This is a genomic window from Bradyrhizobium sp. UFLA06-06, from assembly GCF_054820065.1.
Window position 1 is genome coordinate 40,156 of the sequence record NZ_JADFUD010000005.1, and the last position, 20,601, is coordinate 60,756.

At 63.9% G+C, this 20,601-nt stretch carries 18 protein-coding genes; 5 read left to right on the forward strand and 13 right to left on the reverse strand.

Annotated features, from left to right (window positions below; translation table 11 throughout):
* Window positions 1-234 precede the first annotated feature (234 nt).
* Complete coding sequence (locus IF803_RS05760; protein ID WP_461191568.1) at window positions 235-1,563, forward strand: MFS transporter; 1,329 nt, start codon at window positions 235-237, stop codon at window positions 1,561-1,563.
* Between the two features lie 333 nt (window positions 1,564-1,896).
* Here the strand turns inward: IF803_RS05760 and IF803_RS05765 are convergent, their stop codons facing one another.
* Entirely contained in the window at window positions 1,897-2,259 is a 363-nt protein-coding gene (locus IF803_RS05765) for an SPW repeat domain-containing protein (RefSeq protein WP_461191569.1), read from the reverse strand.
* A gap of 456 nt (window positions 2,260-2,715) precedes the next feature.
* On the opposite strand from IF803_RS05765, the gene glnA reads away from it, so the two are divergent.
* A complete protein-coding gene (glnA, locus tag IF803_RS05770) occupies window positions 2,716-4,146 on the forward strand; it encodes a type I glutamate--ammonia ligase (protein WP_304500315.1) in 1,431 nt (476 codons plus the stop codon).
* Here glnA and IF803_RS05775 read toward each other — a convergent pair.
* Together IF803_RS05775 and IF803_RS05780 are read right to left on the reverse strand one after the other, a co-directional pair.
* Window positions 4,143-4,529 carry a YybH family protein gene (locus IF803_RS05775; protein ID WP_461191570.1) on the reverse strand — a complete coding sequence of 129 codons (387 nt, stop codon included), beginning with the start codon at window positions 4,527-4,529 and terminating at the stop codon, window positions 4,143-4,145. The genes glnA and IF803_RS05775 overlap by 4 nt on opposite strands.
* Before the next feature lie 35 nt (window positions 4,530-4,564).
* Window positions 4,565-6,244 (reverse strand): glutamine--tRNA ligase/YqeY domain fusion protein, encoded by a 1,680-nt coding sequence (locus IF803_RS05780; protein ID WP_028339669.1) that lies wholly within the window; start codon window positions 6,242-6,244, stop codon window positions 4,565-4,567.
* Window positions 6,245-6,422: 178 nt separating this feature from the next.
* Here IF803_RS05780 and gltX point away from each other — a divergent pair, with 178 nt between their 5' ends.
* Window positions 6,423-7,844, forward strand: coding sequence for a glutamate--tRNA ligase (gene gltX, locus IF803_RS05785; RefSeq protein ID WP_304495525.1), 1,422 nt, complete (start codon window positions 6,423-6,425; stop codon window positions 7,842-7,844).
* A 160-nt stretch (window positions 7,845-8,004) separates the two neighbouring features.
* Complete coding sequence (gene gltA, locus IF803_RS05790) at window positions 8,005-9,306, forward strand: citrate synthase (RefSeq protein ID WP_028339667.1); 1,302 nt, start codon at window positions 8,005-8,007, stop codon at window positions 9,304-9,306.
* A 34-nt stretch (window positions 9,307-9,340) separates the two neighbouring features.
* Here gltA and IF803_RS05795 read toward each other — a convergent pair whose 3' ends face one another.
* The 5 genes from IF803_RS05795 to lpxA form a co-directional block, all read right to left on the reverse strand.
* Window positions 9,341-9,709: an ArsR/SmtB family transcription factor gene (locus tag IF803_RS05795; protein WP_283061296.1), complete on the reverse strand. Its 369-nt coding sequence runs from the start codon at window positions 9,707-9,709 to the stop codon at window positions 9,341-9,343.
* A 93-nt stretch (window positions 9,710-9,802) separates the two neighbouring features.
* Window positions 9,803-10,462 carry an SRPBCC family protein gene (locus tag IF803_RS05800; RefSeq protein WP_461191571.1) on the reverse strand — a complete coding sequence of 220 codons (660 nt, stop codon included), beginning with the start codon at window positions 10,460-10,462 and terminating at the stop codon, window positions 9,803-9,805.
* Window positions 10,463-10,576: 114 nt separating this feature from the next.
* Window positions 10,577-11,755, reverse strand: a complete 1,179-nt coding sequence (gene lpxB, locus IF803_RS05805) for a lipid-A-disaccharide synthase (protein ID WP_461191572.1) — start codon at window positions 11,753-11,755, stop codon at window positions 10,577-10,579.
* Complete coding sequence (locus IF803_RS05810) at window positions 11,755-12,612, reverse strand: LpxI family protein (RefSeq protein WP_461191573.1); 858 nt, start codon at window positions 12,610-12,612, stop codon at window positions 11,755-11,757. Before IF803_RS05810 ends, lpxB begins: the two co-directional genes overlap by 1 nt.
* Before the next feature lie 19 nt (window positions 12,613-12,631).
* The gene (lpxA, locus tag IF803_RS05815; protein WP_461191574.1) at window positions 12,632-13,426 is read right to left on the reverse strand and encodes an acyl-ACP--UDP-N-acetylglucosamine O-acyltransferase; all 795 of its coding nucleotides are present in this window, start codon (window positions 13,424-13,426) and stop codon (window positions 12,632-12,634) included.
* Between the two features lie 148 nt (window positions 13,427-13,574).
* Between lpxA and IF803_RS05820 the strand changes: the two genes are divergently transcribed.
* Window positions 13,575-13,898: a KTSC domain-containing protein gene (locus IF803_RS05820; RefSeq protein WP_411782546.1), complete on the forward strand. Its 324-nt coding sequence runs from the start codon at window positions 13,575-13,577 to the stop codon at window positions 13,896-13,898.
* A gap of 12 nt (window positions 13,899-13,910) precedes the next feature.
* Here IF803_RS05820 and fabZ read toward each other — a convergent pair whose 3' ends face one another.
* From fabZ to dxr, 5 genes are all read right to left on the reverse strand, one after another.
* On the reverse strand, window positions 13,911-14,369 hold the full coding sequence (gene fabZ / locus IF803_RS05825) for a 3-hydroxyacyl-ACP dehydratase FabZ (protein ID WP_016841580.1): 459 nt from the start codon (window positions 14,367-14,369) through the stop codon (window positions 13,911-13,913).
* Complete coding sequence (gene lpxD, locus IF803_RS05830; protein WP_461191575.1) at window positions 14,369-15,430, reverse strand: UDP-3-O-(3-hydroxymyristoyl)glucosamine N-acyltransferase; 1,062 nt, start codon at window positions 15,428-15,430, stop codon at window positions 14,369-14,371. Before lpxD ends, fabZ begins: the two co-directional genes overlap by 1 nt.
* Window positions 15,431-15,462: 32 nt before the next feature.
* Entirely contained in the window at window positions 15,463-18,003 is a 2,541-nt protein-coding gene (gene bamA / locus IF803_RS05835; RefSeq protein ID WP_304495532.1) for an outer membrane protein assembly factor BamA, read from the reverse strand.
* Between the two features lie 175 nt (window positions 18,004-18,178).
* Window positions 18,179-19,330, reverse strand: a complete 1,152-nt coding sequence (gene rseP / locus IF803_RS05840) for an RIP metalloprotease RseP (protein ID WP_461191662.1) — start codon at window positions 19,328-19,330, stop codon at window positions 18,179-18,181.
* A 43-nt stretch (window positions 19,331-19,373) separates the two neighbouring features.
* Window positions 19,374-20,600 carry a 1-deoxy-D-xylulose-5-phosphate reductoisomerase gene (gene dxr, locus IF803_RS05845; RefSeq protein WP_411782542.1) on the reverse strand — a complete coding sequence of 409 codons (1,227 nt, stop codon included), beginning with the start codon at window positions 20,598-20,600 and terminating at the stop codon, window positions 19,374-19,376.
* Window position 20,601 lies beyond the last annotated feature (1 nt).

Here is a 20,601-nt window from a genome sequence, read left to right on the forward strand (position 1 = left end):
TTAGACTGTCCTGATGCCTCCACTCCCAAAGAGACAGGGATGAGGCAGTGACGGCTCGCGGCACTTGAAGGCCGCTGGAGCTCCTCTCAGGTGGCCAAAACTCCCCTGAGATCAGGCGTCGCGGACGAACTCGCAAAATCTCGCCTGTAACGCCGTGCACCATGCGCACTCCGCGAGCGGATAGATCGCTGAAAAAACGCGAGGCGTAGCGTTTGCATTTGAGAGGAGCAGCACATGGCAATTCAAGTACCGAGTGATTTTCGTCGCGTGATTGTTGCTGCATCAGTGGGAAACATCATTGAATGGTACGACTTTTATATTTTTGGCAGCCTGGCCGCGGTTCTGTCGGTCAAGTTCTTTGAGCAATCCCACCCCGTCGCAGCCCTGCTGAGCACGATCGCGCTGTTCACTGCGGGATTCCTGATCCGCCCGCTGGGGGCCTTCCTGTTCGGATGGATGGGCGATCGGGTCGGCCGCAAATATACATTCCTTGTTACCTTGAGCGGAATGGGCCTGGGAACGGGCGCGATCGGACTCATCCCAACCTATGAATCGATCGGCCTGACGGCCGCATTCGTTCTGTTCGGCTTGCGGATGATCCAGGGTCTCTGCCTGGGCGGCGAATATGGCGGCGCCATCACCTACGTCGCCGAGCATGTTCCGGATGACCACCGCGGCTACTACACAGGCTGGCTACAAACCTCGCCGACGCTCGGAATCGTGGTGTCGCTGGCCGTAATCGTTCTGACCCGAACCTGGGCCGGCAATCAGGCCTTTGACGCATGGGCGTGGCGCGTGCCGTTCCTGGTCTCGTTCCTGCTGGTGGCCATCGCCATCTACATCCGCCTGCAACTCCAGGAGACGCCGATTTTCCAGGAGATCAAGGCACGCGGACAGATGACCAGGAATCCCTGGCGGGAAGCCTTCCTCAGCTCCAACATCAAGTACATCCTGATCGCGATCGTCGTCCTGATTGGACAGGGCGTGGTCTGGTACAGTGGTCAATTCTGGGCACTGTACTTCCTGCAGCAGGTCTCCAAGGTCGACGCGGTGACCTCGGCCTATATCGTGGGAACCGCACTGCTGATCGCAACGCCGAGCCTGATCTTCTTTGGTTGGCTGTCGGATCAGATCGGTCGCAAATCCGTGATCCTCGGAGGCATGCTGCTTGCCGCAATCACCTACTATCCGCTGTATCTGTGGCTCGGCATGGTCACGCAGCCGGGACACATCAACTATCCGGTCGCCGTCTTCATCATCTTCATCCTCGTCTGCTATGTCGGGATGGTGTACGGGCCGGTCGGCGCGTTCTTGGCGGAGTTTTTCCCGGCCAGGATCAGGTACACCTCGGTCTCGGTGCCGTATCATATCGGCAATGGTTGGGGCGGCGGATTGGTGCCGTTCGTCACATCGGCCGCCTTCGCAGCGACCGGCAGCATCGGCTACGCGCTGATCTACCCGATCGTCGTTCCCGCAGTGTGCTTCGTGATCGCCGTCTTCATCATGCCCGAGACACGCAAGACCAGAATTTGGGAGCAGATCGAGGCGAAAGCCGCATCGTGACGGAGTCACCTTGCTGACGGACGACTGGAGCCCCGTTCCGATGGAATCGGAACGGGGCTCCAGAATCTTGTTTTGACGCGTTTTCTTTACGTGAACCGGTATCCACTTCGCTCGAAACACTCTCACCCTGCAGCAGGAGCCGTGGCCGCCGTCCAGCGCGTGCGGGACGACGCTTCTGGTTCGTCCCGTACTCGCCGTCTCGGGCATATGTCTTCGTCGAACCTGCATCCGCGTTACGCCGATGCGGCACGGAGGGGATCCGGCGCTGCGCAGTTCCAACCTCTCCGGCCGCCTTGGGTTGGCGGTCAGGCCAACGTCTCAATCAGCTGCCTCTCAGCCAGCTCGGTGATGCCAGCGATCGTGCCACCAGGTGGCGAAATCACGATCCATCGCCAGCTCCCAGCACGCGAGCACGATCACCACGACGCCGGCGAGCACGCTGCTCGTCGTGACCGATCCCTGCTGGTAGCTAAACGTCCAGGGTGCGACCACCAGAGCCAACCCCATCAGCATCTCGCCCCATTCCTCCAGATAGGACGGAATGATGAATGCCTCCAGGGCGAACAGCACGACGCCCAATCCGAGCGCGATGGAGATCCAGAGAGCTGCCCCGGAAAAGCCCAGTGCAAACGGCGATGCGACCAGCCAGGCGCCTACCAACAGGCTGGCAGCATCCTGCCAGTGTTGAATGCGCATGATCCTCACCTCCTTCTTCCGAAGACATGGTGCGGCGCGGACAAAAAAGCATCTGTCCGACCTGCGATGTGTTGCCGCTGCTGATCCGCGAGCCGACGACCATGCTGCGGTCCGGGCGCCCGGAAAGCGCTCTTGCAATCGCGCCGCAGCAAGATGCACACTGTGGGCGCTTGACCAGGTGTCAACGTCTGCGGTTCGCGGCCCGACCGGTATTTGCGGTTGCGCTCAGGACGAGAGGAGTATGACGCCATGCGAGAAATCGAAATCCACAACTATGCGCGGCAGTTGCTCGAGGCACATGGCGCCAAGGCCTGTCTCTTATACACATCGTTCGTCGGCAGCGTCAGATGTGTATAAGAGACAGACGTGGAGCAGGATCTTCCTCAAGCCGCCTCGCAGGGGCTGAACGGCAGCACAATCTCAACGACGCGGCTCTCCAATAACAGGAGTGAAGCCATGTTTCCGACATGCGCAACAGCCGAAGATCTCGTGAAGGCAATCAAGGACGAGAAAGTGCAGATGATCGATCTGCGCTTCACCGACCTGCCGGGGGTATGGCAACATTTTTCCGTCCCGCCGAGCGCGGCGAGCGCAGACGCCCTCAGCGAAGGGATTGGATTCGACGGCTCATCGATCCGCGGCTTTCAGGAAATCCAGGAAAGCGACATGCTGGTCGTCCCGGACCCGACCACGGCTTTCCTCGACCCGTATTCCCCTTCATCCACCCTGGTATTGATCTGCAACATCCGCGACCCCGTGACCGGTCAATCCTATAGCCGCGATGCCCGCTACATCGCCCAAAAAGCTGAAACCCACCTGAAGGCCACGGGCCACGCCGATACCAGCTACTTCGGTCCAGAGGCCGAGTTCTTCGTGTTCGACAGCGTGCGCTACGGACAGGGCATCAACTACGCTTTCCACGACATCGATTCCGGTGAAGGCAGCTGGAACACGGGCACAAACGAAGCGCCCAACCTGGGACACAAGCCACGCCCGAAAGAGGGATACTTTCCAGTGCCCCCGACGGACAGCATGCAGGCGCTCCGTACCGAAATGGTGTTGACCATGGAACAGCTGGGCATCCAGATCGAAGCCCATCACCATGAAGTCGCGACCGGTGGGCAGAACGAAATCGACATGCGCTTCACCACGCTCACGCGCATGGCGGACAATCTGATGATCTACAAATACGTGGTGAAGAACACCGCCCGCCAGAACGGCATGACCGCAACGTTCATGCCGAAACCGCTGTTCGAGGACAACGCTTCCGGAATGCACGTTCATCAGTCGTTGTGGAAGGGCGAGACCAATCTGTTCTACGACAGGGGCGACTATGCCGAACTGAGCCAGCTCGCCCGCCACTATATCGGCGGCCTGTTGACCCATGCCTGGGCATTGTGCGGGCTTTGCGCCCCGACCACGAACTCCTATCGGCGTCTGGTGCCGGGCTATGAGGCTCCGATCAACCTGGTCTATTCCCAGCGCAACCGTTCAGCCTGCTGCCGCATTCCGATGTATTCGCCGAACCCGAAGGCCAAGCGTGTCGAATTTCGTTCGCCGGATCCCTCCTGCAATCCCTATCTGGCTTTCGCCGCGATGCTGATGGCCGGCCTCGACGGAATTCGCAACAAGATCGACCCGGGCAGCCCGATCGACAAGAACCTCTACGACCTGCCGCCCGCCGAGGCGAAGGAGGTGAAGTCGACGCCGGGGTCGCTGGATCAGGCGCTGGACGCGCTCGAACGCGATCACGCATTCCTGCTGCGCAACGATGTCTTCACCGCCGACGTGATCGAAACATGGCTCGACTACAAGCGGAAGAAGGAGGTCGATCCCATCAGATTGCGACCTCATCCCTACGAGTTCCATTTGTACTACGACATCTAGATCAGCGGCGTCTGCGACGAGACGTGGTGGCAGACGATCTTCCAGTCGCCGTCCTCGCGCGCGATCACCCAGGTGATCTTGACGGCGAGCGAGGGCGCATCGCCGTCGAGGAAGAACGACGCGATGCCCGCCATGTTGACGAGTTCGGCATTGACCCGTCCTGCCCTGACATCGCTGAACTGAACGCGCGGCGCGCGCCAACGCGGCAGACCGTCAAAATAGGCTTTGACGCCGTCGCGGCCGCGATACAGCGTCGGGTTCGAGCCGAAGAAGAACGCGCTCCTCGAATAGAGCGCGCTTAACGCATCCGCATCGAGCCTGCTGAAACCCGCCGACCATCTGGCGATGATGGCGGAGGCGATCTCGTCGGATTCATCAGGCATCGATCCCCCCGTCTGCTCATCCGCGCGGAACTGCGCTAGCCCTTGCCGCCGACTTCCTTGGCGAAGGTGTCGCGCAGGCCGATGGTGCGGTTGAACACCAGCCGGTCCGGCGTCGAATCCGCATCGCGCACGAAATAGCCCTGCCGCTCGAATTGCATCGGGTCGGGCGAATTGCTCTCGGCGATCGCCGGCTCGACGCGCGCATCCTTCAGCACTTCGAGCGACTGTGGATTGAGGTCGGCGGCGAAATCGGCCGCGTTCGGGCTCGGATTGGCGAACAGCTGGTTGTAGATGCGGATCTCCGCCGGCTTCGACTGCGCCGCCGGCAACCAGTGCATCGTCGCCTTGACCTTGCGGCCGTCGGGCGCGTTGCCGCCCTTGGTTAAGGGATCGTAGGTCGCGCGGAGTTCGACGATCTCGCCGGCGTCGTCCTTCACCACGCCGGTGCACTTGATGAAGTAGGCATAGCGCAGCCGCACCTCATTGCCGGGCGAGAGGCGGTAGAACTTCTTCGGCGGATTCTCCATGAAGTCGTCGCGCTCGATATAGAGCTCGCGGCCGAACGCGATCTTGCGGGTGCCGGCTTCCGGATTGTCGGGATGGTTGATCGCCTCGATCTCCTCGACCTGCCCTTCCGGATAGTTCTCGATCACCACCTTGAGCGGCCGCAGCACCGCCATGCGGCGCAGCGCCGTGCGGTTCAGTTCCTCGCGGATGCAGAATTCGAGCATGCCGACATCGACCACGCTGTTGGCCTTGGCGACGCCGATGCGCTTGATGAATTCGCGCACCGCCGCCGGCGGCACGCCGCGCCGCTTCAAGCCGGCAATGGTCGGCATGCGCGGATCGTCCCAGCCCGAGACGTGGCCGTCGCGGACGAGCTGGGTCAGCACGCGCTTGGACAGCAGCGTATAGGTCAGGTTCAGCCGTGCCATTTCGTACTGGCGCGGCTTCGAGGGCACCGGCAGCTTGTCGAGCAGCCACTCATAGAGCGGGCGGTGATCCTCGAACTCCAGCGTACAGATCGAATGGGTGATTCCCTCGATCGCGTCCGACTGGCCGTGCGCGTAGTCGTAGCTCGGATAGATCGACCATTTGTCGCCGGTGCGCGGATGGTGGGCGTGCAGGATGCGGTAGAGCACGGGGTCGCGCAGGTTGATGTTGCCGGCGGCCATGTCGATCTTGGCGCGCAGCACGCGGGCGCCATTCGAGAACTCTCCCGCCTTCATGCGGCGGAACAGGTCGAGGTTCTCCTCGACCGAGCGGTCGCGGAACGGCGAGTTCTTGCCGGGCTCGGTCAGCGTGCCACGGGACGTGCGGATCTCCTCCTGCGACTGATCGTCGACATAGGCATAGCCGGCCTTGATCAGGCCCTCGGCCCAATCGTACAGGCGCTCGAAATAGTCCGACGCAAAGAACAGGTTGGCTCCCCAGTCGTAGCCGAGCCAATGGACGTCGGCCTGGATGGAGTCGATGTACTCCTGCTCCTCCTTGGTCGGATTGGTGTCGTCGAAGCGCAAATTGCACTGGCCGCCGAACTCCTGCGCGATGCCGAAATTCAGGGCGATCGACTTGGCGTGGCCGATATGCAGGTAGCCGTTCGGCTCCGGCGGGAAACGGGTCACGATCCGGTTGTGCTTGTGGGAGGAGAGATCGGCCTGGACGATGTCGCGGATGAAGTCGCGCCCTGCCTCTGCCGTCGTGTCAGTCGTCATCAAAGGGTTCCCTGGAGGAGTCAGCTCAACCTTCTGCCAAATTCGCGCCGTCCGGCCAAGCCTGGTTTCAAGCCCCGGTTTCAAGTCTGGTTTGGCGGGCAAAAGGTCAACCGGGGCTTTAGTTATGTCCGGTTCCTGTTATACACCACGGCCGTTCCCGCATACGTCTCGCTCGATCATGACCAAACCCGTCGTTACCCGCTTCGCCCCCTCACCGACCGGCTTCCTCCATATCGGAGGTGCCCGTACCGCGCTGTTCAACTGGCTCTATGCCAGGAAGCTCGGCGGCAAGATGCTGCTCCGGATCGAGGACACCGACCGTGAACGCTCGACCAAGGAGGCGATCGACGCCATCCTGGACGGCCTGAAGTGGCTCGAGCTCGATTGGGACGGCGAGGTCATCTACCAGTTCAGCCGCGCCGCCCGCCATCGCGAGGTCGCCGAAAGCCTGCTCGCCGCCGGGCGCGCCTATTACTGCTATGCCTCGCCGGAAGAGCTCACCGCGATGCGCGAGAAGGCGCGCGCCGAGGGCCGCACCCGCCTCTATGACGGCCTGTGGCGTGACCGCGATCCGGCCTCCGCGCCCGGTGGCATCAAGCCGACCATCCGGCTCAAGGCGCCGCAGACCGGCGAAACCGTGATCGAGGACCAGGTGCAGGGCCGCGTGGTCTGGCAGAACGAGAACCTCGACGACCTCGTCCTGCTCCGCGGCGACGGCACTCCGACCTACATGCTCGCGGTCGTGGTCGACGACCACGATATGGGCGTCACTCACATCATCCGTGGCGACGACCACCTGATCAACGCCGCGCGTCAGAAGCAGATCTACGACGCGCTGGAGTGGGAACTGCCGAGCATGTCCCACATTCCGCTGATCCACGGTCCCGACGGCTCGAAACTGTCGAAGCGCCATGGCGCGCTCGGCGTCGATGCCTACCGCGCGCTCGGCTACCTGCCGGCCGCCTTGCGCAACTACCTCGTCCGGCTCGGCTGGAGCCATGGCGACCAGGAGATCTTCTCGACCCAGGAGATGATCGACGCGTTCGACCTCTCGGGCATCGGCCGTTCTGCGGCGCGGTTCGATTTCGCCAAGCTCGAGAACCTCAACGGTCACTATATCCGGCAGAGCGACGATCAATCCCTCGTGACCCAGTTCGAGAGCGTGCTGGATTATGTTCCCGAGGGCGCCGCGCTGAAGGCCAAGCTCAACGACACCACCCGTGCGCAATTGCTGCGGGCGATGCCGAGCCTGAAGGAGCGCGCCAAGACGCTGATCGAGCTGATCGCGGGCGCCTACTTCATCTTCGCCGATCGTCCGCTCGCGCTCGATCCGAAAGCGGCGGCGCTGCTGACGCCGGAAACGCGCGCGTTGATCGGCCGCCTGCGCACCGCGCTGGAAGCCGTCAACGACTGGACGGCGGAAACCACCGAGACCGCGATGCGGAATTTCGCCGAGCAGAACAACCTGAAACTCGGCGCCGTCGCCCAGCCGCTGCGGGTGGCGCTGACCGGACGTACAACGTCGCCGGGCATATTCGACGTGCTGGCGGTGCTGGGACGCCAGGAGTGCCTTGCCCGCCTCGCCGATCAGGCGGCGTGATCCTGCATGGACCCCCTCCAGGGTCCATCTTGCAGCGCACATGGCAATGAGCTACCCAATCCCGGACGCTTTCTCCACAAGCCGTTCCGCCCCGCCATGGGCCGCAATTTAGCGACTGGGCAAGGTCGGTTTTCGCAACGAATTCATCGGGGATATCACGATGGACGCAAAATCCAGCAAGACAGCCACACTCACCATCGGCAACAAGAACTACGATTTCCCGATCCTGAGCGGCACGGTTGGGCCTGATGTCATCGACATCGCCAAGCTCTACGGCCAGGCCGGGGTGTTCACCTACGACCCCGGCTTCACCTCGACCGGCAGCTGCCAGTCGAAGATCACCTACATCGACGGCGACGCCGGCGTGCTCGAATACCGCGGCTATCCGATCGAGCAGCTCGCCGAGCACGGCGACTTCCTCGAGACCTGCTACCTGCTGCTGTACGGCGATCTTCCGACTCCGGCGCAGAAGAAGGACTTCGACCATCGCGTGATCCATCACACGATGGTGCATGAGCAGATGGCGCGGTTCTTCCAGGGCTTCCGCCGCGACGCTCATCCGATGGCGATCATGGTCGCCGCCGTCGGCGCGCTGGCCGCGTTCTATCACGACTCCACCGACATCAACGATCCGCGTCAGCGCATGATCGCCTCGATGCGCATGATCGCGAAGGTGCCGACGCTGGCGGCGATGGCCTACAAGTACACGGTCGGCCAGCCCTTCGTGTATCCGAAGAACTCGCTCTCGTTTGCCGAGAACTTCCTCAACATGTGCTTCGCGGTGCCCTGCGAGGACTACAAGATCAATCCGGTGCTCGCCGACGCACTCGACAAGATCTTCATCCTGCACGCCGACCACGAGCAGAACGCCTCGACCTCGACGGTGCGCATTGCCGGCTCCTCGGGCGCCAACCCGTTCGCCTGCATCGCGGCCGGCATCGCCTGCCTGTGGGGCCCGGCGCATGGCGGCGCCAACGAGGCCGCGCTCAACATGCTCTACGGCATCGGCAAGGTCGAAAACATCCCGGACTTCATCGCCAAGGTGAAGGACAAGAACAGCGAAGTCCGCCTGATGGGCTTCGGCCATCGCGTCTACAAGAACTACGATCCACGCGCCAAGATCATGCAGAAGATGTGTCACGCGGTGCTGAAGGAGACTGGCCACGGCGACGATCCGATGCTCAAGGTTGCGATGGAGCTCGAGAAGATCGCGCTCAGCGATCCCTATTTCATCGATCGCAAGCTCTATCCGAACGTCGACTTCTATTCGGGCATCACGCTGAAGGCGATGGGCTTCCCGGTCTCGATGTTCACCGTGCTGTTCGCGGTCGCCCGCACCGTCGGCTGGATCAGCCAGTGGAGCGAGATGATCGAGGATCCGCAGCAGAAGATCGGCCGTCCGCGCCAGCTCTACACCGGCGTCGCGCGCCGCGACTATGTGCAGATCGACAAGCGCAAGTAAGCTGCATCGCTCAAGAGAATCCGGGACGGCGCCATCATTCCTGATGGCGCCGTTTTCGTTTGCCCCGCGCGACTTCGGTCGCGATCGCGTCAAGGCGCGGCAGCCAGAACGCCCGGAACCGGTCGAGCCAGTCGTCGACCTCGCGCAGCCGCGCCGGCTCGACCGCGTAGATGCGGCGCGTGCCGTCGGCGCGCACCGACGCGAAACCGGCGTCGCGCAAGATCCGCAATTGCTGCGAGACCGCCGACTGGGTGATGCCGAACTCGCGCTGTACGACCGCAACGACGTCGCCCGAACTGTGCTCGCCGGTCGCCAATAGTTCCAGGATGCGCCTACGGACGGGATCGCCGAGGATGTCGAAGGCGTGCAAGGTCGCTAGAGCGCGATGAGATTGCATCGTCATCCCGCTTTAGCTCTTTGTTTGAGCATGATCTCCGCGCAAACGCTTCGCGTTTGTCGCGAGGGAAAACCGCTTCACACTTTTCCGGATCATGCTCTAGCCTCCGCTCCCCGGCTCCGGCTCGCCGCAATAGGCCGCCGTGGTATTTGCGGCTGCTCTGCGCGCCGCAGCCTCCTCGGTGCCCGCCGCGATCGAGGCCCGGCACCAGTCCTCGCTGGAGCGGCGGATGAATTCCTTGCCGTCGTCGGTGGCTGGCCACGCCGACGCGGCGGCGCGGTCGAACTCCTCGCCGGGCGGCATGGCCAGATAGAGCGCGAGCCCGAGCAGCGCGAGATCCCAGCCGACGCCGACCGCACCGGCTCCGTAGCGGTCCCAGAAGTCGCCCTCGATCACCGAGAGGTGTTCCAATTCCAGGCGCGTGGCGTCAGGGCCATTCTCGGCCAGCGTGACGGTAACCCAGCTGACGGTGCCCATGGACTCCCACGTCACGGCAAGCCGGCGCGGCGGCTCACACGTCGTGATCTCGCCGCCCGCATGGCCCTGGAACTGATAGCGCCCGCCAAGCCTCAGCTCGCCCGAGATCGGCAGGAACCAGCGTGGAATGCGTTCGGGGTTGGTCAGCACATCCCAGAGATCGGCGATGTCGGTGTCGTAGCCGCGGGTCGCGATCACCGCCCGCGCCGGCTTGCCGTCGCGTTCCCGGAAGGCGACTTCGCGAATGACGGCTCCGACATAGGCGACAGGGTCGATCTTCATGGCAGGCTCCGTATCAATATTAGCTAGTGCTAATATTAGTACGGTCTAAATATTCGGCGCAAGCGGGATCGTTGCGGCGGTATGTCGCCACTGAACGCGGATACGACCGATTGGCTAGGCCGAACGGCGGCCCATCTCCGCCAGCACGATGTCGGCGGCGCGGACGCTCGGCGGCTGGTCGCCGGTCGACATCTTCCCGTCCATCGTCGCGAACCCCACGAGCTGCCGCAGACGATCGGGCGAATCCGCAAGCACGTCGCCCAGCGCCGCCGCGAGCTTGTCCGGTGTGCAGTCCTCCTGCAGGAACTCGGGAATGATATCGCTGCCGATCACGAGATTGGCGAGGATCACCGAGGACACTCGGATCGCGCGGCGCAGGATGAACGCCTCGGCGGCGCCGACGCGATAGGCCGTCACCATGGGAATGCCCGACAGCGCGAGCTCCAGTGTCACCGTGCCCGACTTCGCGAGCGCAGCGCGGGCGACGCGGAACGCGGCGCGCTTCTCGGTCTCGCCGATCGCGAGCCGCGGCACCACCGGCCACGACGCGACGCCTTCGCGCACCATCGCCTCGAGATGCGGCATGGTGGGGAGCACGAGCTCGAACGGCGTTTGCTTGCTGAGCTGTCCGAGCGCCGCGCCGAACAGCGCCAGATGATGCCTGATCTCGCTGCGCCGGCTTCCGGGCAACGCCAGCAGCACCGGAGGCTGTGCATCGCGCCGCTTCTGCTCGTCCTCGTTCGGCCGCAGCGAGGCGAGCTGCTCGGTCAGGGGGTGGCCGACATAGCTGCACGGCGGTCCCTGCAGCTTGCGATATTCCTCCGGCTCGAACGGCAACAGCGCCAGCACATGATCGACATAGCGCCGCATCGCGCGCGCCCTGCCCGGCCGCCAGGCCCAGACCGACGGCGACACGTAATCGACGATCGGAATGTTCGGGTTGCGGGCGCGGACACGACGGGCGACGCGGTGGGTGAAATCGGGGCTGTCGATGATGACGAGCATGTCAGGCGCGTCGGCCAGCACGGCATCGGCTGTGCGCCGGATCAATCGCAGGATTTTCGGCAATTGCTTCACAACGGCGGCAAAGCCGATGATCGAAAGTTCCTCGATCGGAAACAGCGGGGCGATGCCCTGAGCAGCCATCGCCTGGCCGCCGACGCCGGAAAACTGCACGGCATCGCCGAGGCGCTGGCGCAGCACCTGCATCAGCGCCGCGCCGAGGCGGTCGCCGGATTCCTCGGTGGCGATGAGGAAGATCTTGCGAGCGGTGCTGGGACTGCGCACCTGCATCAGCCCGCCAGTCCGATGACAAACAGCCCCCTGGCGTCGGCGGCCTCGACCAGGGCCTGCGGCTCGGCGGCCAGCGTATTGCCGGCGATCACGGCGATGCCGGCGATACCGGCGACTGCCGCGCCCTCGACCGTCCGCGGGCCGATGGTCGGCAGATCGAAGCGCAGATCCTGCCTGCTCTTCGGCGCCTTCACCAGCACACCGCGGCCGGCCTTGGCACGAATACGGCCTTCGGTGCGCAGCCGCGCGACGCGCGCGAGCAGCCCATCGGTGCCCTCGATATCCTCGACCGCAACCACATGACCATCGATCACCACGGCCGCCTGACCGATGTCGAACGGGCCGAGCGCGTCGAGCACGCCGCGTCCGCGCGCGATATCGGCGAGCGCCGTGCTGTCGGGCGCCGCGCGCGTCACGGCACCCTCCGGCATCAACAGATCGGGCGCGACGTCCTTGATTCCGACCATGCGGAAGCCCTGCTGCTCGAGGATGCGGCCAATGCTCGACAGCAAATGATCGTCGCCGCCGCGAAATGCGCGAACGACGTGGCCGAGCAGGCGCAGCGTGCCCCAGTCGAGCCGGATCTCCGACAGCGCGGGGCGCACCAGGGTGCCGATGAAGATCAGATCGCGGCAGCCTTCGTCGCGGAACAGCCGGGTCGCCCGCCCGAGCTGGCCGACCGAGATCCAGCGGTGACGAAATCGCTGCGCGCGCGCCGGATCGCAGGCGCCGCGCAGCGCGAACAGCACCGGCGTGATGCCGCGCGCAACCAGGGAGTCGGCGACCGCGAACGGCATGGCGCCGCCGCCGGCGATGACGCCGACCGGCGAGGAAAGCGAGGGAGCCGCTGACGTCATGCTGGCGGCCATCCCCTGCTCAATCGGTATCGGCGGGAAGGCAGAGCGGCCGCAGCTTGCCGCCCTCGATGAAGGCCAGGATTTCCGCAATCGCGGGATCCTCGCCGGCCAGCGGCTGCACCGAGGCCAGCCGCTCGGCGAAGATGCCGGGGCCGTGGAACAGCTTTTGATAGAATGCGCGCACCGTCGCCAGCCGCGCCTTGGTGAACTGGCGGCGCCGCATGCCGATGATGTTGAGTCCTTCGAGCACCGCGTACTGACCGTTGGCCAGTCCGAAGGGGATGATGTCGCCGCGTACGCCGCAGACGCCACCGATCATCACCTGCGAGCCGACGCGGGTGAACTGGTGCACAGCCGACAGGCCGCCGATATAGACGAAGTCGCCGATCTCGCAGTGGCCGCCGAGCGTCGCCGACGTCGCAAAGATCACGCCATTGCCGACCATGCAGTCATGGCCGACATGGCTGTTGTTCATGAAGAAGCCGCGATCGCCGACGCGCGTGAGCCCGCCGCCCTTGACCGTGCCGACATTCATCGTCACGCCCTCGCGGATGGTGCAGGCTTCGCCGACTTCGAGGCGGGTCGGCTCGCCGCGATAGCTGAGATCCTGCGGCGGCCCGCCGAGCGCCGCGAACGGCGAGATGATGCAGCCGGGGCCGATCCTAGTATGCCCGCTGATCGTGACATGCGCGATCAGCTTGCAGTTCTCGCCGAGCACGACATTGGGGCCGATGATGCAGTACGGACCGATCTCGGTGCCGGCCCCGATCACAGCGCCATCGGCAATCCGCGCAGTCGGGTCGATCATGCTCATGAAGTTTCGGTCCGGAATTCGTTAATGGCGCCAAGGTGCTATCGAGGCGCTAGGCTGTCGATTGGGGCGGTCGTTAGCGCGACTTTGCCCGCCCTGTCCAGTGACGTATCATGACCGCCTGTTGCAAACGAGAAGGTCGCAACCAATCATGGTCCGGGCCGCCGCGCTGATCCTCAGCCTGCTCTCTGCGCCAGTCGGCCCGGAGACGGTCGATCTCGGCAACAGCACGACGGTCGATCTCTCGAGCTTCGAATGCCGCGACATCAACCGCAGCACGATCGTCCAGCGGGTCTGCTACAGGGCGGATCAGCGCGCGCTGCTGGTCGCGGTCAGAGGCAGCTACCAGCACTATTGCGGCGTCCCTGCCGAAACCTACGACGCGCTGATGAACGCGCCGTCGATGGGCGTCTTCCTCAATCGCGTCCTGCGGATCGCGGGCGCGGACGGCCGCTACACCTGCACAACGTCGTGAGCCCGGCGCGGCCTAATCCGTCAGCATCGCACCGACATCGGCCTCGGCGACGACCTGGCCGTTGACCTTGGCATCGCCGTGAAACCACCACATCGTCTTGCGCCGGCCGAGCGAGCGCATGTGGTACTCGATGGTGTCGCCGGGCATCACCGGCTTCCTGAACTTGCACTTGTCGATGGTGAGAAAATACACCGCGCGCGGCTTCTCGGTGCCCTCGACCGACTTGATGCCGATGACGCCGGCGGTCTGGGCCATCGCCTCGATCATCATGACGCCGGGGTAGACCGGGCGGTCCGGGAAATGCCCCTGGAACGGCGGCTCGTTGAAGGTGACGTTCTTGATGCCGATGCCGCTGTAGTCGGTGCGGATCTTGATCACCCGGTCGATCAGCAACATCGGAAAGCGATGCGGGAGCGTCTTCAGGATATCGTTGATATCCACCAGCTCGAATTTGACCGGTGCCTCCTCCATCACTCCTGTTCCTTGCCTTTGGCTTCGTTGTCGCGCACCAGACGCTCCACTGCGATAATTTCCCTGAACCACTGCTTGGTCGGCTTGGCGAAATGCCCGCCCCAGCGACCGTTGGCCGGGATGTCGTCCTTGACCGCGCTCATCGCCGTCACCTGGGCACCGTCGCCGATCTTGAGGTGGTTGTTGATGCCCACCTTGGCGCCGAGCGCGACATTGTCGCCGATCGTCAGGCTGCCGGCGAGCCCGATCTGGGCTGCGAGCAGGCAGTGCCGGCCGATCGTCACATTGTGGCCGATCTGGACCTGGTTGTCGATTTTGGTGCCCTCGCCGATCACGGTGTCGCGCAGGGAACCGCGGTCGATGGTCGAGGCGGCGCCGACCTCGACATTGTTCTGGATCACCACGCGGCCGGTCTGCGGCACCTTCACATGGCCGGCCGGCCCGAAGAAGATGAAGCCGTAGCCGTCCTGGCCGATATTGCAGCCGGGATGGATCAGGACGTTGTTGCCGATCAGCGCGAACTGGATGGTGGTCTTGGCGCCGACATTGCAGTCGCGGCCGATCTTGACGTCGGCCCCGATCACCGCGCCGGCGCCGATGATGGTGCCCGAGCCGATCTCGACCCGTGGGCCGATCACGACCAGCGGATCGACAATGACGCCGTCCTCGAGGCGCGCGGTGGGATCGATGATCGCCGACGGCGCGATGCCCTCAGTGTCGAACCAGGATTGCGGCCGCAGGGCATCGGCGTGCCATTGCCGGGCGAGCTCGACGAACGCCTGGAACGGCTTCGCCGCCCGCAGCACGGCAGTGCCCTTCGGCACCTGTGCCTCGAAGCGCGGGCTGACCAGACACGCGCCGGCCTTGGTCGCGGCAAGCTGTTCGGCGTATTTCAGATTGTCGAAAAAGGCGAGATGCATCGGACCGGCCTCGTCGAGCGAGGCCAGCCCCCTGATCTGAAGCGCGCCCCTCTCGGGGTCGACCAGTTGCGCCTTCGTCAGCGCGGCTATTTCAGCCAGCGATGACGAAGGAGGACTCTTGAAGAAGATCGGCTGCGCCATTCCATCCGTCGCAGTCCGGTTGGCAATCGGTCTTAGAACGTCGTACCGCCGCCAAACCGGAATTCTTGCGTGCGGTCAAACGCACCCTTGGTCAGCGGCACCGCGTAGTCGAAGCGCAGCGGACCGAACGGTGACTGCCAGATCAGGCCGACGCCGACCGAGGTACGGACAACCTTGCTGTCGTCGTAGCTCAGGCCAAGGCACGTACCCGGAGACGGCGGATTGTTCGTCGGCCTGATACAGCCGGGCACGTTGACTTCGCCGGTCGCCGCCCACGAGGTCGGGCCCTGGTAATCGTACAGGCCGCCGGCGTCGGCATAGACCGCGCCCTTGAGCCCGACTTCCTTCGGCAGGAACCAGAACGGCATCTGCAGTTCCGCCGACACACCCCAGTACTTGGTGCCGCCGATGGCGTCCATGGTGCCGTACGGGTTGATGTCACGCGGACCGATACCGTTCGGCGCGAAGCCGCGGACCAGGTTCGGGCCCATCTGGAAGTGATCGAGCATGCGCAGATCCGAGGTCCCGAGCTTGTTCAGGATGCCGCCCTGGGCGTGGATCACGCCGACGATGTCGGAGACCAGCGGGGTGTAGTACTTCGCGTCGATCGCGGTCTTGATGTAGCTGACGTCACCGCCAACGCCGGCGAAGTCCTGCTTGAAGTCGACGATCAGACCGTCGGTCGGGTTCTTGTTGTTGTCGAGCGTGTTGTAGTTGAGCGTGTAACCCAGCGCCGACGTGAGGGTCTTGCCGCCCGCCAGCTCCTTGCGGACCGGCAGCGAGGCTTCGCCGTCAAAGAAGCAGCCGAGACCATTGGTCGATACCAGGCTGATTCCGTTCAGGTTCGCATAGGCCGGGCTCGGATTGAACGCGGGATTGGGCGTTCCATCCGGCAGGAGCGGCACGTTGTTACAGTTGTTCAGCGTCGACGGCAGGGTGATTTCCTGCTGGTAGATCGAGTAGCGCAGCTGCAGCGACAGATCTTCCCGCAGGCTGAAGCCGAGCCGCGGGCTGAAGCCCAGCGTCTTGGTGCCGTACGCGATGTAGCTGTTGGACAGCTGCTGGCGCTGATAGAGGTCGAGGCCGAGCGCGACGCGGTAGTCGAGCAGATAGGGCTCGACGAACGACAGCGAGTAGCCGCGGGCATACTGGCCGTAGGTCACCGACGCCTTCGCGTACAGGCCGCGGCCGAGCAGGTTGCGCTCGGAGACGCTGACTTCGGCCAGCGCGCCGTCGGTGGTCGAGTAACCGCCCGACACCGAGAAGTCGCCGGTCGACTTCTCCTCGAGATCGACAATCAGGATGACGCGATCGCTGGAGGAGCCCGGCTCGGTGGTGATCTTCACCGTCTTGAAGAAGTCGAGGTTCTTCAGCCGGCGCTCGGCACGGTCGACCAGCGCACGGTTGTAGGCGTCGCCTTCCGAGATATCGAACTCGCGGCGGATCACGTAGTCGCGGGTACGGCTGTTGCCGCGGATGTTGATGCGCTCGATATAGGTGCGCGGACCTTCGTCGATCGCGAAGGTGATCGACACCGTGTGATTGTCGAAGTTGCGATCGCCGCGCGGCCGGACCACCGCGAAGGCGTAGCCGCGGCGCGATGCCTCGATCTGCATCTCCTCGACCGATTTCTCCAGCGCCTCGGCGTTGTAGAGCGAGCCGACATTGACGCGCGAGTAGGTGCGCAGCGCGTTCGGGTCGAGCGTTGCGATCGACGACGTATAGTTGACGGACGCGACGCGGTACTGCTGGCCTTCCTCGATCTTGAAGGTAACCAGGAAGCCCTTCTTGTCGGGATCGTATTCGGTCAGCGCGGCCACGACCTGGACGTCGGCATAGCCGTTCTTGAGGTAGAAGCGACGCAGCAGGTCGCGATCGGCCTCGACCCGGTCGGGGTCGTAGACGTCGTTGCCGCCGAGGAAGCTCAGGATGTTCGATTCGCGGGTCTTGATGACGTCGCGCAGACGGGACGCCGAATAGGCGCTGTTGCCGATGAACTCGATCGACCGGACGCCAGTCTTCACGCCTTCATTGACCTCGAAGATCAGGTCGACGCGGTTGTTCGGCTGCTCGATGATCTGCGGATTGACCCGCACGTCATAGCGGCCGGACCGGCGGTAGATTTCGGCGATGCGCAGGGCGTCCGACTGGACCATCGGACGCGAGAACGTGCCGCGCGGCTTGGACTGCACTTCAGCGGTGAGCTGTTCGTCCTTGATCTTCTTGTTGCCCTCGAAGGCAACGCGGCCGATCACCGGGTTCTCGACCACGACCACGACGAGGCGCCCGCCCCGCTGGTCGATATGGACGTCCTGGAACAGGCCGGTCTCGATCAGCGCCTTCAGACCGTCGTCGATCTGGGCCTGGCCCAGCCGACCGCCCGGCCCGGGATGGAAGTAGGAGCGGATGGTTTCAAGCTCGACACGGCGGTTCCCCTCCACCGTGATCGAATCGACGGTCTGCGCCGACGCAGGCACAGACACAGCTACGGTCGCCAAGGTGGCAACCACCGGCGCGGCGAACATGACCAAGGCGGCGAACAGCCCCCCCCTCACTCGCATTCCAAACATCATGCGCAACGCGCCCTTATCTTAACGATGCCAGATCGTTCCCCAACGACCCGACAGATTCCCAACCTGCCGCTCAGCTTGTAACCAAATTTGCCAAGGGGGCAAACTTACTAGAGCTGAACATTTCCATTTTCGTTCCAAGACGTTGCCCATTGGCAACGCCACAAAAAAGCCCGTTTCAGGACCCGGCGATCCTGAGGATGTCGTTATACGTCGCAAACACCATCAACATCAGGACCAGACCCAGCCCGATTCGGAAACCCACCTCTTGCGTCCGCTCCGACAGCGGGCGTCCCCGCAGCGCCTCCGCACCGTAGAAAAGCAGGTGTCCGCCATCCAAAAGCGGGATCGGAAACAGGTTCAGCAGGCCGATCGAGACCGACAGGATGGCGCAAAGATTGATCACGAACTGGAACCCGGCGCTCGCGGCCTGCCCCGACAGCTTCGCGATTCCAATGACCCCGCTCACCTCGGCAGGATTGCCGGTTCCAACGAACAGCGACCCGAGGAACTTGAACGTGCTGGAAATGATGTACCAAACCTGCTCGACGCCGATCTTCAGGGCCTCCAGCACGCCGACCGAGGCGCTGGTCGCCTCGCCGACCTGAGCCTTATGCTCGATTCCCAGCACGCCGATTCGGTGGGCATTGCCGAAGGGGTCCTTGACCTCCCTGAGCGCCGGCGTCGCCTTGAGCGCGACGATCGCGCCATCGCGCTTCACCTTGAACCCAAGCTCTGAACCCGCGTTCGAGGCTACAATCCGCTGCATGTCGGCGAAGCTCTGGATCGCGCTGCCGTCGATATCCACGACGACATCACCGACCTTAAAGCCGGCGTTCGCGGCGACGCTTTCGGCCACCAGGCCGTCGACCCGGGCAATCGTGCTCGGCTTGCCGTAGTAGAGCGCCATGCCCGCAAAAATCAGGGCGCCGAGAATGAAGTTCGCCACCGGCCCGGCCGCGACGATGGCAGTGCGCTTTCCGACCGATTTGTGATGGAAGCTGCCTTCGCGCTCCTCCGCCGTCATGGCGGCGAGCGTCTCGGTCGACGGCGTCGATGCCTCGCTGTCGTCGCCGAAGAATTTGACGTAACCGCCGAGCGGTATCGCCGAGATCTTCCAGCGCGTGCCATGCCGGTCGTTGAAGCCGGCGAGCTCCGGCCCGAAGCCCAGCGAGAACGTCAACACCTTCACGCCAGCCCAGCGCGCGACCAGGAAGTGGCCGAGTTCATGGAAGAAGACGACGATGGTCAAGACGAAGAGGAAGGGAACGATGGTACCGAGAAGCCCATGACTCAACGCATTGATACTATGAATAAAATACTCGGGCATTCGATTTCCCTCGACAAGAGCCAAAGGCTCCGCCCCCAACCCTCTAGGTTGCCTTTAAGGCAATTTGAGGCAATAGGGCGGCAGCTTTATTTCGCGCGATATGGTCAACGGAAATCGCATCATCCGCCGAGCGCAGTGGTGGCTGATTCCCTGACTTGATCCAATCGTTCATCGTCGCCTCGACCAGCCGGGCGATCGCGCCGAACTTGATCTTGCCGGCGATAAACGCGGCGACCGCGATCTCGTTCGCGGCGTTGTAGACCGTCGTCGCGCCGTGCCCCATCCGCAGCGCCTCATATGCCAGCCGCAGTCCCGGGAAGCGCTCAAAGTCCGGCGCCTCGAAGGTGAGCTGTCCGATCTTGGCGAGGTCGAGCTTGGCGGACGGGCCGACGACGCGGTCGGGCCAGCCGAGGCAATGCGCGATCGGGATCCGCATGTCGGGCGTACCGAGTTGCGCCACCACCGAACGGTCGGAGAACTCGACCATGCCGTGGATGATCGACTGCGGGTGCACCAGCACGTCGATCTCGTCGGGCGCCAAAGCGAACAGATAGGACGCCTCGATCACCTCGAGGCCCTTGTTCATCATCGACGCGGAATCGATCGTGATCTTCTGCCCCATGCTCCAGTTGGGATGTTTCAGCGCCTGTTCCAGCGTCGCCTGCTCGATGTCGGCGGGCGCCCAAGTGCGGAACGGCCCGCCGGACGCGGTGATGATCACCCGCGTCAGTTCCTCGCGATTGCCGGAAGCCAGCGCCTGGAACAGCGCATTGTGCTCGGAGTCCGCCGGCAGAATGCAGGCGCCGGCCTTCTTGGCCCGCTCCATGAAGATATCGCCGGCGCAGACCAAACATTCCTTGTTGGCGAGCGCGACGGTGGCGCCGCGATCGACCGCGGCAAGCGCGGGCTTCAGCCCGGCCGCGCCGCTGACCGCCGCCATCACCCAATCGGCAGGCCGCGCGGCCGCCTCGATGATCGCGCTCGCCCCGGCCCCGCATTCGGTCCGGGTTCCGGCCAGCGCGTCCTTCAGTTCCGAAAGCTTCGCCGGGTCGGCAATGGCGGCGAACCGCGCGCCGAATTCCTTGGCCAGCTTGGCGAGGCCCTCGACATTGCTGTTCGCGGTCAGCGCCTCGACCCGGTAGCGGTCGCGCGCGCCGCGCAGCAGATCCAAGGTGCTATCGCCGATCGAGCCGGTGGCACCGAGGACGGTTACGGTCCGCACGGCGGACACCGCCGCGGCCTTGTTGTTACGCAACGGAACTGCGCTCATC

Bases quoted from the DNA above. Each gene is read 5' to 3' on its own strand.
- IF803_RS05760 (WP_461191568.1), top strand. From the start codon at position 235: ATGGCAATTCAAGTACCGAGTGATTTTCGTCGCGTGATTGTTGCTGCA.
- IF803_RS05765 (WP_461191569.1), bottom strand. From the start codon at position 2,259: ATGCGCATTCAACACTGGCAGGATGCTGCCAGCCTGTTGGTAGGCGCC.
- glnA (WP_304500315.1), top strand. From the start codon at position 2,716: ATGTTTCCGACATGCGCAACAGCCGAAGATCTCGTGAAGGCAATCAAG.
- IF803_RS05775 (WP_461191570.1), bottom strand. From the start codon at position 4,529: ATGCCTGATGAATCCGACGAGATCGCCTCCGCCATCATCGCCAGATGG.
- IF803_RS05780 (WP_028339669.1), bottom strand. From the start codon at position 6,244: ATGACGACTGACACGACGGCAGAGGCAGGGCGCGACTTCATCCGCGAC.
- gltX (WP_304495525.1), top strand. From the start codon at position 6,423: ATGACCAAACCCGTCGTTACCCGCTTCGCCCCCTCACCGACCGGCTTC.
- gltA (WP_028339667.1), top strand. From the start codon at position 8,005: ATGGACGCAAAATCCAGCAAGACAGCCACACTCACCATCGGCAACAAG.
- IF803_RS05795 (WP_283061296.1), bottom strand. From the start codon at position 9,709: ATGACGATGCAATCTCATCGCGCTCTAGCGACCTTGCACGCCTTCGAC.
- IF803_RS05800 (WP_461191571.1), bottom strand. From the start codon at position 10,462: ATGAAGATCGACCCTGTCGCCTATGTCGGAGCCGTCATTCGCGAAGTC.
- lpxB (WP_461191572.1), bottom strand. From the start codon at position 11,755: ATGCAGGTGCGCAGTCCCAGCACCGCTCGCAAGATCTTCCTCATCGCC.
- IF803_RS05810 (WP_461191573.1), bottom strand. From the start codon at position 12,612: ATGACGTCAGCGGCTCCCTCGCTTTCCTCGCCGGTCGGCGTCATCGCC.
- lpxA (WP_461191574.1), bottom strand. From the start codon at position 13,426: ATGAGCATGATCGACCCGACTGCGCGGATTGCCGATGGCGCTGTGATC.
- IF803_RS05820 (WP_411782546.1), top strand. From the start codon at position 13,575: ATGGTCCGGGCCGCCGCGCTGATCCTCAGCCTGCTCTCTGCGCCAGTC.
- fabZ (WP_016841580.1), bottom strand. From the start codon at position 14,369: ATGGAGGAGGCACCGGTCAAATTCGAGCTGGTGGATATCAACGATATC.
- lpxD (WP_461191575.1), bottom strand. From the start codon at position 15,430: ATGGCGCAGCCGATCTTCTTCAAGAGTCCTCCTTCGTCATCGCTGGCT.
- bamA (WP_304495532.1), bottom strand. From the start codon at position 18,003: ATGATGTTTGGAATGCGAGTGAGGGGGGGGCTGTTCGCCGCCTTGGTC.
- rseP (WP_461191662.1), bottom strand. From the start codon at position 19,330: ATGCCCGAGTATTTTATTCATAGTATCAATGCGTTGAGTCATGGGCTT.
- dxr (WP_411782542.1), bottom strand. From the start codon at position 20,600: ATGAGCGCAGTTCCGTTGCGTAACAACAAGGCCGCGGCGGTGTCCGCC.